Consider the following 17787-nt stretch of genomic DNA (forward strand, 5'->3'; position numbering starts at 1 on the left):
TACGGTTCCGGATGCCTATCAGAGAGCCATCTCTGACGACCTCCCGAGCAACGCACGTGGCCGCAGTAACCCGAGCGTCTGCGCCGGTACTGTTGTAGGCCGGCAAGCGATCGACAAGCCGATTTCCAGGTGCAAGCGACTGTGCCCCTGGATTGCCAGGGGCACAGTCATTTTGATTTCATTGTCCCGGCACGTTCGTTACGCAGTCTCTACTGCTATTTCGCGATCCCGTTTTCAACGCGCGATTCACGTCGATCCCGCACACGAAACACCGCCGGGAACATGGTTGCCCTGCCTCACCCAGCCAATCGAGTGATCAGATCTTGCCAAGCTTCGCGCGCTCAGCCTCGGTCAGCCCGGCACGTTGTGTTGCGCTTGCTTGCCCAAATCCGATTATCGAGACCGAGTTCGACGGATCATAGCCGACTTGCTGGCGGTGTTTCTTTGACCCGTCACCGCCTGCATCGCCAAAACCCTCGACCTGCACCGAGATCGTCCAGCGCCGTACCGCCCCGCCGGATGCGTTGTTCTTCGCCATGTCCTGCGCGACCTGGGTCGCAGCCGATGCAGCCGCACTCGCAGCGGTCAACGCACCGGTGTTCACCGCCTGCACCAGCGGGATGCCCGATGCTTTACCCGTCACCTGTATGTTGTCCGCGTTCACCACGCGCAGCGCCGCAACGTTAAGGTTGCCCGCGCGAATACCCGCATCGCCGGCATCAACGGTACCACGCGGCGCGATCAGGTTGATCGTGCCCAACGGAATACCGGGCACGCTCTGCAGCGTCGCAATGCCTGCACCCGTGACCTGCCCGCGCGCATCGACCGTACAGTAGTGATTCGGGTCACACACGTATTGAGGTGCCGGCGTATCGGCCGACGATTTCGCGCCCTTGCCGGCGTTGATGTCTCCGTTCGAGCTCCAGATCGTCATGTCGCCGCCCTGCTCGGCGAAAATCCGGCTTTGCGCGAGCAGTACGCTTCGATCCGTAAAGATGTTCACGTCGCCCTTCTCAAGCGTCAGGATACCCATTGCGCCGGGACCGACGACCACGTTTCCGCTTGTATCCGCAATCTGCGGCGGTGCCGACGCGCTGCCGACCAGCGCCTGTCCGCCGGGGCCCAGGATCGAGATATTTCCGCCTTGTTGCGTCTGGATCGTCGTGTTCCGGATATCGAGATCACCGGTATCGATCGGCTTGTTCGTACCGTTTCCACCGCCTCCGAGATTGTTCGCCGTATAGCCGAACGACGCAGGGAACAATGTATTGATCGCGTCATAGCCGCGTGCGTACTTCTGGAAATAGGGACTCGCGGCGTTGTTGTAATCTTCACCGACCCGAGTCAGCACGTTGAACAACACCTGTTCCGCAAAGATCTGCTGAACGTACGAAGGCAGGTTCTTGAATTTCGACCATGCCTGCATCGCATCCAGCGGTTCGATCGCACGTTGGTCCTTGACTAGTCCCGTATCGACCACATTGCCTGCGACGTACTGCTGTACGAAGGCAATGAGATCGGACGCCGTGCCCGGCACGCCCGCGCTCGACCCGGTCGGATCAATGTACTTCGAGATAAACGTGCCGGTATCGATTCCCGGACTGACACCGAACAGGATATTTACGTTTGCACTGTCGTGTGGCAGGTTCGGGTTCGACGCATTTCCGGTCGCGTTAATGCCCGTCAACAAGCCGGTCTTGGGATACGCGCTGTTCAACGCGGCGTAGGCCTCGGACTGGCTAGTCAGCGGACCGATGTTTCGGCCGGCCTCGATATCGAAGTATCCCGGTCCGCCCAGCGTCAGCGCAGGCACCACGGCCGCGTTGTAAACCAACGACGTATCGTAGATGTCGCGTCCCGCCACGATGCGGGTGACATCCGATTTACGCAGATTCTGCCCCCGGAACGACAAGTTCACGATGTCCTGCCCGGCCTGGATCATCGCCGGCTTGTCGATCACGACCTGCATGAGCTTGTCGTAGAATCCTGCTGCTCCTCCGCTCGACTGCAGTACACCACTGACGATATCGCCGTTCAGGCTGTAGATGCGTGCCGGTACCGGATCGTCCGCATGCAAGGCATTGGCGGCGTGTGCAGCCGTCGTCGGATCGGTGAGCGAGGCTATCGTTGCAAACGGATTCGTGGCGGAGGGCATCGCCGATGGATCGCTATCCGACATACCGAATACCGGGCCCGCCCCCCCAATCCCGGCCATATTCGCAAGATTGATGGAACCATCGGCAATGAGACTCAAATTGCCTGACGTCGACGGGAAAAGCGCCCCGCCCGATGCAACGTCGATGCCTCCCGAAAACGCCGTCGCATTCACGGTCGCAGGCAATACGGACGATGGATCGACAACCGCTCCGCCTTGAAAACTATCCCTTAGCACGAGTTTCGACGCCAACGAGTTCAGCACCACATTGCCCGTAATGGCCATGACGTTGACGGCCGAATCGGACGAATATGCCTGTGCATCGGAATACTGCTTGTACTGACTTTGAAGGTTCGTGCTTCCGATCTGAAGATAGGATGGGTTGAATACGCCGCCGATTTCCGCGCCTTGCCGCGCAACGACGTCGATGATGCCGTCCTGAGTGGCCAGCAAGGTCGAGACCGACACCGGGACTTGCCCCGACGTCAACCACGGCTGCACGACAACGTCCGAGCCAATGCGCCCCCCTGCCGTGATCCCGCCCGTTCCTTTCGCGACGAAATAGTTGCCGCTCAAGATGTCGCCGCCCGCCTTCACAACCAAATTTCCACCGCCGATCGTGACAGGTGTACCACTGGCGTCCTTGTACCACGTGGTCGGCAATGACACGCCCAGATCGGCGATATTGCCGCCAGCGTTGATCATGACGTTACCGCCAGCACTCATCACACCCTGATCGAATGCACCGAAATCGATGGACGTCCGGTCGAGCGACACGAATTTTCCGCCGTCCAGTAACGTCGGCCTGGCCGTCACCTGCATCCATTGCCACCAGAACTGCCCGATTGGAGTCCCGGCCTGTCCTGTAATCGTACCGTTTGCATCAACGACATTTTCGATGCCGGTGATATTGCCTTGAGCACGAATCGAAATATCACCGGCAGCCTCCGGATTGACAGGCGCCGTGACAAGGATGTTGCCGCGTGTGTTGCTGCCCCCCTGCACTATCGTGGTGGTGTTGGACGCAACTGGCCCGCCCGACGACGGAACGCCCGCCGTATAGATGGCGCCCGGGACAATCGTCACACCCGAATCCTGCTGCTTCGACGGATCGAACAGCGACACGTTGCCCGCAGCCGATACGTCGATGGCCCCACTACCCGTCCGAATCAGCGTAGGCGCAATCACGGCCAGACCGTTCGGCGTATCGAGATTGGGGTTGGTTGCGTTGTTGTATTCGAAGTGACCATCGAGCGTCACATTTCCGCCACTCCCGGTGGGTGACGACGACAAAAATGCCTGAGCCGGCTTCAGCGCCTGAGGATCGGTACTCGAAAAATCAGCGCCGGCCACGATCCGATACGACGAACTGGCACCCGCGACCAGCGATGCCGAGGCCAGTGGCAACGCATTGCCTGCCGTGACTACCGGCGCAGGCGTGTTGTCGGTCACGGGTGGCGCGATGACAATGGATGTCGTCGTCAGCACTGGGCCAAGCACGGAAGGCGGGGGTGATAGCGCCTCCAGATGCGGAGCGATACCTGTTGACTTGTAGAACTGGATCTCGCTGTCCACATAGCCGTTATAGGAGGCCAGGTACCGAAGATAGGCTGCCGCGTCGGACTGTGCGTCTCCCGTCGGGTATGGAACAGCCAGCGCCGGCTGATTCGGAGCCATCGGTCGGGTCGTCCACGAGCGCATGTTGATGCCGTAGTACGAAAACAGACTGAGTACCTTGCCGACGGGCACGCCCAGGAAGCTTCTTTGAACCGCATCTGCCGGCGATAGCAGATAGTCGAGATACGCGCTATAGAGACCGTAATACTGCCCGATCTCCGCGGGGTCGCCCGAGGTGAAGTCATATGGCCTCTGCGCAGGCGACGGCAATCCATTGTTGAGGTAATACCCGAAGTAGTAGTAATTCGCCGGCCCCAGCAGCACACCGCTTTGCACTGCATATGTCGACGACGCGGGCACGTTGATCGTGATACCCGTACCAGTCGGATTCGCGATCTGGAAAAAACCATCCGACAAGCTCGCCCTGACATCAACGTCATTCTCCGCCCGCAGCGTAACGATCGGCGCCTGCCCATTGAACCGGAATGCCTGATTTGTCGCCGACGTCCCGGCTCCGAGGTTCCAGTTCGTCAGTACTTCGATGTTCCCGCCGTTGATCGCCGGGCTCGGATTGTCCAGCTCGATACCCGGCACGATGCGCGCATTCGCGATTCCCGTGCCGGTGAACGGATTCTTCAATGCGTCCAGCCCATGCTGCACGAAACCCATCAGCGTTCCGGGCGCGGCCGTCGTCGCATTGCCGCCCTGATACCCGTAGAACGTCTGGTGATCCGTGTTCGAGCCACCCGACACCGGCGCAAAGAACATGCTCTGCAGCCCGCCAAAGCCGATCGTGCTGGATCCGCTCTGCAATTGCGCCTGTGTCACTGCCGACGTTGCGCCCGTCGTATTGTTCTTTACGGTGCCGCCGCCGCTCCCATCCGGCGTGAACGTAAAGGTCGTCGGCGTGCTCGACGTGCTCTGCGCGGTGAAGGTACCGGCCAGCAGGTGACCGCTGGCGTCGTACCAGCCAGCCGGGTCGACGATGCCGTCGAAATGCCTGGCGCCGGTCGTCGCGTCCGTGGTGCTCCACGTTGCATATGCCTCGAGCGTCGTCGCGCGTGAACCCGCGATGCCCTTGCCCGCTGCGAATCCCGAAGACGGTAACACCACGTTCACGGTGCCGTCCGACAACAGCGGCGCGCGGAAATTCACCGTGCCGCCCGACAGCCCGCCGGCCGTGCCGCCCGAAACGTCGATCAACGCGTTCGCGCCGACCCGGATCAACCCGGCGCGCGACGGATCGATGTTTTCGTAACCGTAAGTGGCATTGTACGGATCGGCCACGCCTGGATCGAACACGCCGCTCGTTCCGATATCGACCCTGCCGCCGCGCTGTTTCGAATCCGAGCCGCGCGCCAGCAGCGTGCCCTCGACGTCGACACCACTGCGCCCATACAGCGCGATCGCACCACCGGCCTTGCCGGATGCGTCAATCGTGCCCGATACGTTGACGTTGCCATTTGCCGTGTCCAGTGCGTTGCCCGCGCCGCCATCAGCCGTCAGCGACACCGCATGCGCGGTGAGCGTGTTGCCGGCAGACAGCGCAAGATTGCCCGACCGGGTGTGGATCGCGATGGCCTGGTTCACGCCGCTCGATGCGAGCGTCTTCGCGAGGGCGTCGAGATCGGCGGCGCCGCTCGTGTCGAGCGACAACGAACCGCCCGCATAACCGCTCGCCGCCCCGCCCTTGATCGTGCCGTTCAGGTTCACGACTTGCCTGGGCGCCGACAACGTCAGGCTGCCCGCCGCGCCACCACCCTTCGCACCCGAGAAATCAAGCGTCGAACCGGCCTGCACGTCGACCGTGCCGACATCGGCCGTCAGGGTAATCGCGCCGGCCGGCGCGTATTGCACGATGTCGAAGAACTGCTTCGACACGCCAGCTGCGCTCACTGTCGAACCGCTGCCGAGCGTCAGGTTGCCGCTCGTCGCCTCGAGGCTCACATTGCCCGCAGGGGCGGCGATCGTCGCGCCGTTGTCGGCGATCGTCCCGCCGATGAAATGCCATGCGCCGCCTACCGGTGTCGTAGCCAGCGCGGTGCCTGACGCGCCATTCAACGTCAGTGCGCCGGTCGTTTTCACGGTCGATGCCGAACTCGTATCGGCAAGATAGACGGGCGCATTCAGCGTGACCGGAAGCGTACCGAAGTCGAACGTGCCGGTGCCCTGCCCGACGACGCCGCCCGACGCGGTCATGCTTGCGGAGCCGAAACCGCTCGCCGTCTTCGTTCCCGCGCCGAAATCGATCTCCTTCGCATTGACCGTCAGCGTGCCGCTGCCCGATGCTGCCGTACCGTTCGGCGCCCCCGTTTCGTTCGAGAACGTGATCCGCTGCGCATTCAGCGTCACGCTGCCGCCATCGCTCGTGAATGTCCCGGCGCTCAGGTTCACGCTGTTGCCGAACGTCGCATTCACGTCGCCGACGAAACCGATCGCGCCATAGCTGCGCAGCGTCACTTGTTGCGCTTTGCCGAATTGCGCGAGCCCGGCCGGATCGATCACGAAACCTGGCAGTGCAGCGGAAGCCGCGCCATTCGCACCGGTGAACGTGATAGCCGAGCCGTCCGCCGTGATCGCCGTCGCCGACAGCACCGCGCTCGGATCGACCTTCAGGTTCCCCGACGAATCCAGCGTCAATGCCTGGCCGCCTGAGAGGGTTGCACCTGCGCCCACGGTCAGCAGACCGCTGCCGGTCGAGCCCGTGCGCGTGAGCGGCGCCATCGCGCCGTTCGACACGCGCAGCAGCGCACCGTCGCCTGCGATTGCAATCGGCTGGTCCTTCGCCACCGGATAGTCGCCGGATGCCACGATCGACGCGCCTGCGTCGATGCGCAGGCCATTCACGGCATTCGGATCCGTGCCGCTCGCGTCGGTCTTCGTGACGAGCAGGATCTCCGGGCCCTTGAGCGCCGTGTTGCCATCGTTCGATACGATCACGCTGTTCGCGATCGGCGTGATCGTCACGCCGTTCGTCGTTGCCGCACGCGTGCCGCCGATCAGCAGGCTGCCCGCATTCAGCGAATCGAGTGCATCACTGCCGATCTGCAGATAACCCTGCAACGCGGTACCGCCATTGCCGAGGATCTGAATGTCCCGGGACGCAATATCGACTTCCGCCGGCGCCCCTCCGCTGCCGGCAGCCGTATTCAGCGTAGCGCCGAGCGTCAATGCCTTGGTTGCAGCCAGCACGAGTTGACCGCCGTCCACCGGCGACGGCGGCGTCACATTGCCTTTCTTCGCGGCCTGCGCGGCAAAGAAAGCGTTCGCGCCCGTCAGGGTGTACTGAGAGTATTGCTGCCACACCGGCCCGGACTGCACGTTGAATAGCGTCGGCGTCGCGCTGCGGCCGCCCGTCAGCGCATCAGCGAAATAACCGGCCGTCATCACGGTGCCATCCGGCAGCACCTGGCTCGCCCCCGGTGCGACATTACCCGGCGCGCTCGCGAGCGTGACGCGATATGCCCCTGGCAGGGTCGCGTACTTGCCGGGAAGCAGCGTGTAATAGCCGGCCGCCAGCCCTGGCACCCCGGACAGATAGACGGCCTTGCCGACCGGGTCCTTCAAGCCGGCTTGGCCCAAACCGAGCGATACCGTCGTGCTGACGGTCGAACCGTCCACCGACGGCTGCACCGAGTGCGCGAACACCGGATCGTAGGCCGCCACCGGCGATTGCGCGCCCGGCACGATCGCATAAACATTCGTCGCCCCTGGGTTGACCGGAACCGTCGCCCCGGCGGGGTTGTTCGCATAGCTGACGTTGTATTGCGACAGCACGTCGCGCGTACCCCCCGTACCCGGCACCCACTCGACCGCCTGCAGGTCGCCGCCGCCCGAGAGGTCAATCTTCGCGCCCTTGTCGAGCGCGACGCGGCTGCCGTTGACGCCGATGTATTTCGCGGGTGGCGCGGTCAGATCCGGCGCGGTCGCGCCCGTGGTCGGATTGAACTGCCACTCGACGCCGTCGACCGTCGTGCCATAAGGGATCACGAGACCGCCGTTCGATACCGACGTCGTACTGCCGTTCGCGAACGTCACCGAATCGGTCGCGACCAGCGGCTGGCCGGCGAACTGCGCCTGGGTCGCGGCGTTCGACGGATCGCCGACGCCGAAGACGATCGTGCCCGACGGTGCGCGCACCGTACCGCCCTGCACGATATCGGTCGCATCGACGAGCAAGGTGCCGCCTGCCGACAACGGTGTGCCCGATGCTCCGTTCGACGCGAACGTGACGGTCGTCGGCGCCGGCTTTCCCGTCGCCGGATCGATCGGTCCGACGGCATCGACGATGAACGTGCTGCCGGTGGCCGGATACAGGTCCGCGGCCCTGAACGACACGTTGCCAGGCGTGTAAAGAACGCCGGGGAGCAGTGCGGTGCCCGAAGAATTCGTATTGGACGAGCTCATCCGAATATCGCCTGCACTGACGAAGTTCGCATGTCCGACGTTGTTCAGCTGGAACTGATTACGCAGATCGATGAACGACGCGTTCACATTCAGCGTCGCATCGGACCGGGTCGCGACCGGCGCAAATGCCGGCGACTGCGCCGTCAGCGTCGGCCCGATCAGTGCGACGTATGGCGCATCGATCTCGATCGTGGTGCCGGACGGCCGCTGCGGCGGCTGCGTCAGCAAGGTCTGAAGAACCGAGGCCGGATTCGTACTGCCGTTCGATTGCGTTGCAGGCGTCGACAGCAGGGTCGCGAATTGATCCATGCCTAGCGCCGCGACGCGCCCGGTATTCAACGTAACCGATTCAGGCAGCGCCAGTTTGACGTCGCCTGCGAACGCAATCGGCGGCACTTCCACGGCTGCTGGCATAGGCGTGGCGTCGCCAAGCACGAGATTCGCGACGCCCGATCCGTCGAGGCGGTCGACAGAGAATTGAATCACGCCGGTCGGCTTGCCGATCGGCAAGCCGGTCGTCGTGTCGATGGCGGTCGCGAAGCTTTGGCCGGCCCCGAGACCTGCTGGCGTCAGTTCGCCACTTTGCCGGATGACCAGTGCGGTCGCGCCGGTTGCGTTGTTGTTCTGATGCGGCAGGATCGCCAGCGTGCCGCCACGCCCCTGCGGAGCGCCCGCGTGCGCAGCGAGCGTCGCATCTGCGAAGAGGCCGTACGCGGCAGACAGCGTGATCGAACCGGCATCGCTCCACACCGGCTGCGACGCATAAGTCCCGTTTGCCTGCAACTGATCGAAGTTCGCCGATGCACCGGACACGTCGATCCGCGACCCCGGCTGCGCAACCACATAACCCGCATCGCTCGACAGCGTGACCGAGCCGCCCGACAGGACTTTGCCGGTGTTCGGCACGACGGTCGTAGCCCCGATCCTGACCGGCGCGGCGAGCGGATTGGCAAGTGCGGTGCCCGACACATCGAGCGCCGCGTCCGTACCGAGCCAGACCGATCGGCTGTCGCTCGGCGTGAATATGCCGTACTGGCCCGTCTGACCGAACGTGCCGCCCGAATCCGCACTGAGCGTGATCGACCCGCCTGGCGCGACGATCGAGCCGAGCACGGTCACCTGCGTGGGCGAGCCGAACCCGACGCTCGCACCGGCATCCGCGTGAATCGATGCGCCGGACGACAGCGTGACGGCCCCCGTCACGCCCGGATACGACGGCGCCGTATTCCCCGCGGTCAGCCATGACACATAGTTGCCGCCCGTCAACACGAGGCTGGTCGACTGCCGGTGGTAGTCGTCGAGTCGACCGGAGGTCGTCAGCCCCGCCGTCGACAGGTTGCTACCGGTGGTTGCCTGCTGCAGCGCAAGCGCATCCGGAATCAGATTGCGCTGAGTCAGCGCGACCGTCGCACCGGGCGCCACGGTCGCGTCGTAGTAGGCGTTCAGTACATACTTGCCGAAGCCCTGCTGCGCGAAGAAGCTCTCCGGCAGATAGACATCCCACGGTGCGGCAGCTTTCTGATCGCCGCCGATCCTGAAGCCGAGCGCCTGCAACGTCAGCGTGCCGCCGCCCGAAAAGCCATCGCTGAGAATCGTGCCACCGAGCGCAATGGTGCCGTTCGCGGGTTGCGTCGTAGGCAGGTTCGGGCCGCCATCGCCTATATGGCCGAACTGCTTTGACTGAGGAGCGACATAGGTCTGCAACGATACGTTCCCGCCACGCCCGACCGGAATGCCGTTCTGCATCAGCAACTGGCCGCTGGACAGCAGTTCGCCGCCGCTCGACACGTCCAGCACACTGCCGGGACGCAACAGAATCGCGCCTGTCGCATCCGTGAAACCTTCACCCACGTGTCCGATCGACTGCTCGCTGGTCGCCAGCGAAATGTTGCCGCCGTTGACGAACTGGGTATTGCCCGGCGTCGTACCCGGCGCCGCCTGTACGTCGTTGTTGACCCATTGGCCGGCAGCACTGAGCACGGCTTGCGGACCGACGACGATATTGCCGCCGCTCGTGATGGAGATCGATCCGCCCGGTGCGGACAAACTGCCCGCCACATTGACGTCCGCACCGCCGGTCGCGCTGTTGAGCGCGATGGAGCCACCCGGCTGCACGTTGAGGCGGGTATCCTGCGCGACGACAATTCCCTTGCCGCCGTGCGTATCCTGCGTCACGTTGACGTTCGAGAAGCCGCCGGCGTTCAGCGCGTCGACCGGCACCACCATCGTGGTCAGCACGTTGTGCGGATCGGTCGCGGCGACATTCTGCAGCGACGCCCTGTCGATCGGCGTATTGCTCGAGAAACCCGCCGCCAGATCGTCGAGCTGCGGCGCCTGGCCTTGCAGAATCGTCAAGCCGGTGACGCCGGTCGGCGCCGCATTCGAATTGTTCCACGTCAGGCTGGCGAGCGTGCCGCTGGTGAGCTTCGCATCTGCACCGAGATTGAACGTCCCGCTCGCAGGCAGGCTGTTGCCCTGCATCTGCTTCGCGCCGCCGAACGACTGCGCGCTGATGTCCCCATCGAGCACGAGCGTCGAGGTCGCGAACAGGTCGAGCGTGCCTGCGTTGCCACCAACGATATAGTCACCCTGATACGAACCGGCCGTCAGCAGCGGGTTGTACCACGTCTTCGTCACGCCCCAGCGCGGATGGCTTTCGATGAACTGGCCGGAAATTCCGACGTAGGTTTCGTACTGGCTCGCCTGCCCGATCGGCACGATCGCACCATTTGCGTCGACGAGTCGCGTCGTATTGACGATCCCGCCGTCGACATGCACGTACCCGCCGTTCAGGTTCAGTGACGAACCACGTGCAGTCATCACCTCGTTGCCAGACAGCGTGATCGTCCCGCCGTTGGTCAACAGCTGATCGACACTGCGGGGAATCAGGTTCACATAGCCCGACAGATTCAGGATCGGACTACCGACCCATGACACGCCGTCGCTGCGCGTGCCCGTTAACGTGCTGTCGACGACGACTCCCTTCAACCCGAACAGGAAACTGTTCCGGAGCAACGGCGAATCGGCGAGTTCGTTCTGGCCGATCCGATCGATCGTCACGAGCGTCTGCGCGATCGGGATTTCGACGTTCGCAAGCCCGGACACGTCGATCGTCGATCCCGCATCCTGATAAATGCGGCCAGGCGCCGAACTCTGCTTGACGTCAGGCGTATAGGCCGTTACCGATGGCGAAAGCGCTGTCACCGACACGTTCGAACCCGGCGCCTCGATCAGTGAACCGCCCTGGAACCACACTGCACCGGCCGTCATTGCGATGCCGCCGGGCGTGAACGTCGTGCCGGGCGTCGACGTCGCCGTCTGCCCGCTGCTGTCTGGCAGCACGGTCGTGACCGAGCCCGGCCCGAACGTGAGCAAACCCGAGCGATTCGCGTTGTCTGCACTGCCGCCAGCCAGTCCGCCCGTTGCAAGCGGTGTCCCCGGATACGCGTTGCCGAGCGGATCGTTCGACACGTATTCGTCGACCGTCGAAATCGTGATCCGGCCCGGCGTATTGACGCTCGTCGTCACGCCTACCACACCATTCTGCGCGACGCGGCCGCCGAGGAGATTCACGCTGCCGCGCGAGGCTTGTACGATGCCCGTGTTCGTCAGCGTGCCCACCGGCGTAAGGTCGACCGTCGTACCATTCTGCGTCGTGACGATCTGGCCGCTCAGCTCGGGCAACAGCAGTTGCGGATTGTTTTTCAGCCCACTGTTCGGCCGCAAGCTCACACCGACACCCGCGGCCAGCACGACCTGGCCGTCAGTCGCCGTGATGCTGCCGCCATTCGTCACGTTCGGCGCTGCAACGAGCACGAATCCGCCGTCGCTGACCGTGCCGTTCGTATGCGTCACAATCGACGCACCCTGTTCGATCGTGATGTCGCCCGGCGCCTGATAGCTACCACTCGTTTTCGCGACGTTGCCGAGCCCGAGTATCTCGTTGGGGCGACTCGACGATCCCGCCACCCCGCTTGAACTCCCGGACTCCGGATACGCCAGCCCGCCGGTCGTGCCGGCAGGCAAGCTGAGGAACTGCTGATTGCTCGCAACGATGCCGTCGGGCGTCGGTACGATCTGGTTCTTCATGTCCAGCAGGTTCAGCGACGACGCCACCAGCGAATGCACGTTCACCTGCGACCCGGCGCCGAACAGCACCCCGTTCCGGTTGATCACATACACCGCCCCCTGCGCGCTGATGTTCCCCAGAATCTGGCTCGGCCGCCCGCTCGGATCGTTGATCCGGTTCAGCACCGCCCAGTTGTTCGCGCCGTTCGTCTGCGTGCCGCCCGACTGGTCGAAGTTCAGCGTCGTCTGCCGGCCGACGTTCATCGTCTCCCACGTCAGCACCGCGTTCTGCCCGGTCTGCTTGACGTCGACGTTCACGTGGCCGCTCGCGTCGGCGTTTTGCGTCGGCGCGTTCGCGTTGAACCACAGCACCGGATTGTTCGTATCGCCCGTCGCGCCCGCCGCCACCTGCAGCCCGCCCGGCGCAAGCCCGTTCGGCACGGTCGACGGCAGCTTCGCCGCGGCCGCCGCCGCATTCTGCTGCGCGGCGATCTGCGCGGCGATCGCGTGCGCGGCATAACCGAGGTTGCGGATCGACGGCTGGCTCGCCTGCAACGCCTGCTGCGGCGACACGCCGAGATTCGGCATGCCCGGCACGCCGCCGGCTCCGCCCGCGCCGCCGCCTGACGCCCGCGCGGTGGCCTGCCCGAGGTTCGTGATGCCCGCCCCGTGCGCATGCGCGGACACGCCCGCCGCGAGCATCAGCACGACCGCCCGGTAAAGCGGGCTCAGCTCCGAATTCAGGACCGACCGCGAGGCCGTTGCGCGAAGTTGCCGATCCGTACGTGCGCGTGCTGCCATTCTTGCCACCCCGATGCTAGGAATTTGCGCGCGGCGCCGGTCCGGCACCGCACATGTCGTTGCGCCCGAAACAGGCCGCTGGAATCCGAAGACCATACGAAGCGCGAATGGCAGCGACATGGCGACTGTTACGGACCATTCCGGCCGCCGTGAAAAGGTCCGTAGCTTTTGTCATGGAAGGCCGGTCACGCCGCCTCGGAGCGGTCGCGGCGTACCGTGCCGAGCGCGTCGGCCACGCGGCCGACGACAGCCGGCCAGTCTCCCGGCCGCGTCTGCCGGAACAGCGTCGCGGCCGGATACCACGGGCTGCCGTCGCGCTCGAGCAGCCAGCGCCAGTCCGGCACGCGCGGCAGCAGCACCCAGACGGGCCGCCCGAGCGCGCCCGCCAGATGCGCGACCGACGTGTCGACGCTGATCACGAGATCCAGCGTGTCGACCAGCGCAGCCGTTTCGGCGAAATCCTGCAACGCGTCCGCGAACGACAGCACGCCGCTCGTGGCAAGCGCGTCGGCATCACGCGCACGCACCTGCGGCTGCAAGCTCACGAACGTCACGTCGAGCGCATCGCACCCGACGAGCGGCGCGAGCGCGGCGAACGGTATCGAGCGGTTTTCGTCGTTCGCGTGGCGCGGATTGCCGGACCACGCGAGCCCGACCCGCAGCCGGCCCGGCGGCGCTATCGCGTCGATACGCTGCACCCACGCGGCACGCCGCGACGCATCGGCGCGCAGGTACGGCACGTCGGCCGGCACCGTATCGAGCGTCGTGCGGAACGCGTACGGCAGGCTCATCAGCGGACACTGCAGGTCGAACGCCGGCATCGGCTGCCCTTCGGTGACAACCCGGCTCACGCCGCGCAGCGTGCCGAGCAGCTCGCCGAGCGCGGCCGGCGCCTCGACGATCACGGTCGCGCCCGCGTCGTGCGCCAGGTTCGCGTAGCGGCAAAACTGCAGCGTGTCGCCGTACCCCTGCTCCGCATGCAGCAGCAGCGTGCGGCCGGCGAGCGGTTCGTCGCCGGTCCACAGCGGCCGGTCCGCATGACGCCGGTGCAGCATCACGTCGGCCGCATCCCAGCGCGCCTCGTGCTGCCGCCAGCCCGCATCGAAATCGCCCGTCAGCAGCCGGCAGAACGCCTCGGAACGGCGCGCGGCGCCGTGGTTCGGATCGCGCCGGCAGGCATCGGCGTAGTCGGTCAGCGCGGCGGCATCGTCGCCGAGGTGCTGGCGCGCGAGCGCACGCGTGAACAGGGCCTGCGCAGTTTCCGCCGGTGCGGCCGCCGCCGCCGCATGGCTCGCGAGCGCCTCGTCGTAGCGGCCGAGCTGCTGTAGCGCGAGCGCGCGGTTGTAATGCAGTTCCGCATGCGGGCCCGTCAGCGCCAGCGCCGCGTCGTAATCGGCGAGCGCATCGTCGAACCGGCCGAGTGCGCGCAGCGCGGCCGCACTGTTGCGGCGCGCGTCGATATCGTCGGGTTTGCGCGCCAGTGCTTGCGCATAAGCCTGGGCGGCTTGCGCATGACGTTCGAGCCCGAGCAGCGCATTGCCGCGCCCGACCCATGCCGCGACATTGCCGCGATTCAGCGCGAGCAGCCGGTCGCAGCGCTTCAGCAATTCGTCGCGGGCATGCAGCAGATCCAGCGCGACGCAACTCGCGTACAGCAACTGCTCGTCTTTCGGCAACCGTGCGAGCCCTTCGTCGAGACACGCGAGCGCATCGGCCGGGCGGCCGAGTTCGGTCATCACGACGCCGCACGCGTAGACGATCTCCGGCGTCTTGCCGCGCGCGACCATCGCGAGCTGATAGCTGTGCAGCGCCTGCTCGCGATGACCGAGCGCTCGCAGTGCATGCCCGCGCTCGAGGTTCGCGGCCGCATCGTTCGGGTCGATCCGCAACGCGCGCTCGATGCTGATCAGCGCATCGGCAGGCCGGTCGAGCCAGCGCAACGTCTCGCCGCGCTTGCGCCACGCCGTTGCGTGCGCCGGTTCCCGCACGAGCGCCCGATCGTAGGCCGTGAGCGCCGCGTCGTATTGCCCGAGCGCGAGCAGCGCATCGCCGCGCGCCGCATTCGACGGCGCATGGTCCGGATCGGCCGCGAGTGCGCGATCGGCGAGCGCGAGCGCGTCGCGGTGACGGCCGACACCGGTCAGCGCCGCCGCATGGTTCGCCAGATTCCACGGCTGGTTCAATCCGAACCGCATCGAGCGCGAGATCAGCGGCTCCGCCCGCCCGGGATCGCCGAGCTGCAGATACACGAGACCCAGCAGGTGCAGCGCCTCGACATGGTCGGGCGCCATCGTCAGTACGCCTTCGTAGAGCCGTCCGGCCCCCGCGAAGTCGCGCAGTTCGAGCCGCGCGCGGGCCTGGCGAAGCGCATCGTCGAGCACCGCACGCAACGGCGCGGCGCTTGCGCCGAAGCCGGCGCCGGCGCCGGGCGACGGTGCGGCCCCGCGGCGCGTATTCATCGCGCGCCTCCGCCGACGAGCGTCGGCAGCTCCGCCGCGATCCGCTCGACGACGGGCGCCCACTGCCCGCCCTCGGGCTGGCGGAACAATCGCACCGACGGATACCACGGGCTGTCGTCCCGCTCGAGCAGCCAGCGGAAATCGGGCGTATGCGGAATCATCAGCGCAAGCGGCCGGCCGAGTGCGCCGGCGAGGTGCGCGACGGACGTATCGACGCTGACGATGCCGTCCATCAGCGCGGTCAGCGCGGCCGTATCGGCGAAATCCGCAAGGTCGTCGCCGACGAAGCGCACCGCGCTCGCGTCGAGCACCGGACGATCCTCGTCGCGGACCACTTTCTGCAGGCTGATCCACTCGTAACGGTCGTCGAACAGCGGCAGCAGATCCGCGAGCGTCATCGAGCGGTTGCGGTCGTTCAGGTGCAGCGGGTTGCCGGACCACACGAGACCGATGCGCGGCCGCGTCGGTGCGCCAAGCCGTTCGCGCCATTGCGCGATACGCACGGGATCGGCAGAGAGATACGGCACGCCGGCCGGAATCGACTCCAGGTCCGTGCGGAACTCGAGCGGCAGGCTCAGCAGCGGGCAATGCTGGTCGAACGGCGGCAGCGGCTCGCCGCGCGCGACGAGCGCATCGACACCGTCGAGCGTGGCGAACAGCGCCTTCAGTTCGACCGGCGCTTCGAGCACGACGCGTGCGCCGAGCGCTTTCACGAGCGGAACATAGCGGCAGAACTGCAGCGTGTCGCCGAGCCCCTGTTCCGGGTACAGCAGGATCGTCTTGCCGTCGAGCGGCATCCCGTGCGTCCAGCGCGGCTGCGCGAACGTGCGCCGGCTCGCGTCGAGCTGCGTATCACGCCAGCGCCATTCGTACTCGGCCCAGCCCGCTTCGAAATCGCCGATCGACAAACACAGGAACGCGCGCATGCAGTGTGCGAGCACGTAGTCGGGATCGATCTCGATCGCATCCGCATAGGCCTGCCGCGCGGCGTCGTGATGCCGCAGCGCGCGCAGCGCATTGCCCTTGTGAAAGTGCGCAAGTTTGTCGCGCGGCGTCGCGTCGATCACGCGCGCGAAATCGTCGAGCGCAGCGGCGTAGCGGTGCGTTTCGAGCTGCACGCGGCCGCGCGTGAACCACGCGGGCACATAGCCCGCATCGAGCGCGAGCGCACGGTCGCACATGTCGCGCGCATCGTCATGACGCTCGATGCGCATCAGCGCGCTCGCGTAGTTGCACAGCACGCCGGTGCTGCGCGGTTCCGCGTCGAGCGCGCGCGCATAGCTGTCGGCCGCATCGCGATAGCGCTCCAGGTGGCTGGCCGCGTTGCCGCGGTTCGCCAGCGCCCGCGCATGGCGCGGATCGATCGCGAGCACGCGGTCGCAGCGCACGAGCGCCTCGTCGTGCCGGCCGAGCAGCTCGAGCGCGATCGAGCTGTTGAAGATCGCATCGACGAAGGTCGGGCTCGCCGCGATTGCCGCATTGAAATCCGCGAGCGCGCGCGCGGGATCGTTCAGGTCGAGATAGGCGACACCGCGCAGGAACAGCACCTCGGCGCTGCCCGGCATTTGCGCAAGCGCGTAGCCGTAGCTGTCGACGGCATCGCGAAAGCGGCCGAGTTCGCGCAGCGCGAGACCGCGCCCGCGCATCGCGTCGAACGAACGCCCGGCCAGCGCGATCGATCGATCGCAATCGGCGAGCGCGTCGTCGTGACGGCCGAGCGCGCGCTGCATGTCGCTGCGCTTCACATAACCGTCGGCAAAACCGGGCGTCAGCTCGAGCAGCCGATCGTAGACCGCACACGCATCGTCGTGCCGCGCGAGTTGCGCGAGCAGGCCCGCGCGCTGGAACAGCACGCGCTGATGAACCGGATTGATCGCGAGCGCTTCGTCGAGCCGCGCGAGCGCGTCGTGCTCGCGCCCGAGCCCGGTCAGCACCGCCGCGTAATTCGCGAGCGCGAGCGGCACCGGCCGACGCTCGATCGAGCGCCGCATCAGCGGCTCGGCATCGTCGAGGCGCCCTTGCTGAAAGCGCACCGCGCCGAGCAGGTGCAGCGCCTCCGGATGCTCGGGATCGAGCGTCAGCAATTCCGTATACGCGTGTTCCGCATGCTGCAGCGCGCCGTCGTGGTGCGCCTTGCGCGCACGCAGGAGCAGCCGTTCGAGTTGCGCGGTGTCGGGCGGACGGCGATCCGGCGCGACCGGCGCGCTCGCGAGTGTCGTCCCTTCCCCGTTCGGTGTCATCGTGTGGCCCCCACTTGTCGCTGTTCGTATCGTGTGTCGT

At 65.7% G+C, this 17787-nt stretch carries 3 protein-coding genes; all 3 read right to left on the reverse strand.

Annotated features, from left to right (window positions below):
* Positions 1 to 316: 316 nt before the first annotated feature.
* Complete coding sequence (locus HWX87_RS27145) at positions 317 to 12949, reverse strand: filamentous haemagglutinin family protein (RefSeq protein WP_244137774.1); 12633 nt, start codon at positions 12947 to 12949, stop codon at positions 317 to 319.
* A 284-nt stretch (positions 12950 to 13233) separates the two neighbouring features.
* Positions 13234 to 15507 carry a tetratricopeptide repeat protein gene (locus HWX87_RS27150; protein ID WP_176050160.1) on the reverse strand — a complete coding sequence of 758 codons (2274 nt, stop codon included), beginning with the start codon at positions 15505 to 15507 and terminating at the stop codon, positions 13234 to 13236.
* A complete protein-coding gene (locus HWX87_RS27155; RefSeq protein ID WP_176050161.1) occupies positions 15504 to 17747 on the reverse strand; it encodes a tetratricopeptide repeat protein in 2244 nt (747 codons plus the stop codon). The genes HWX87_RS27150 and HWX87_RS27155 overlap by 4 nt, the downstream gene beginning before the upstream one ends.
* Positions 17748 to 17787: the final 40 nt, after the last annotated feature.

The organism is Burkholderia sp. BCC1644, assembly GCF_902833225.1.
GTDB lineage: Bacteria > Pseudomonadota > Gammaproteobacteria > Burkholderiales > Burkholderiaceae > Burkholderia.

Excerpts from the sequence above, each read along its gene's own strand:
- HWX87_RS27145 (WP_244137774.1), bottom strand. The coding sequence starts at position 12,949 with ATGCTCGCGGCGGGCGTGTCCGCGCATGCGCACGGGGCGGGCATCACG.
- HWX87_RS27150 (WP_176050160.1), bottom strand. The coding sequence starts at position 15,507 with ATGAATACGCGCCGCGGGGCCGCACCGTCGCCCGGCGCCGGCGCCGGC.
- HWX87_RS27155 (WP_176050161.1), bottom strand. The coding sequence starts at position 17,747 with ATGACACCGAACGGGGAAGGGACGACACTCGCGAGCGCGCCGGTCGCG.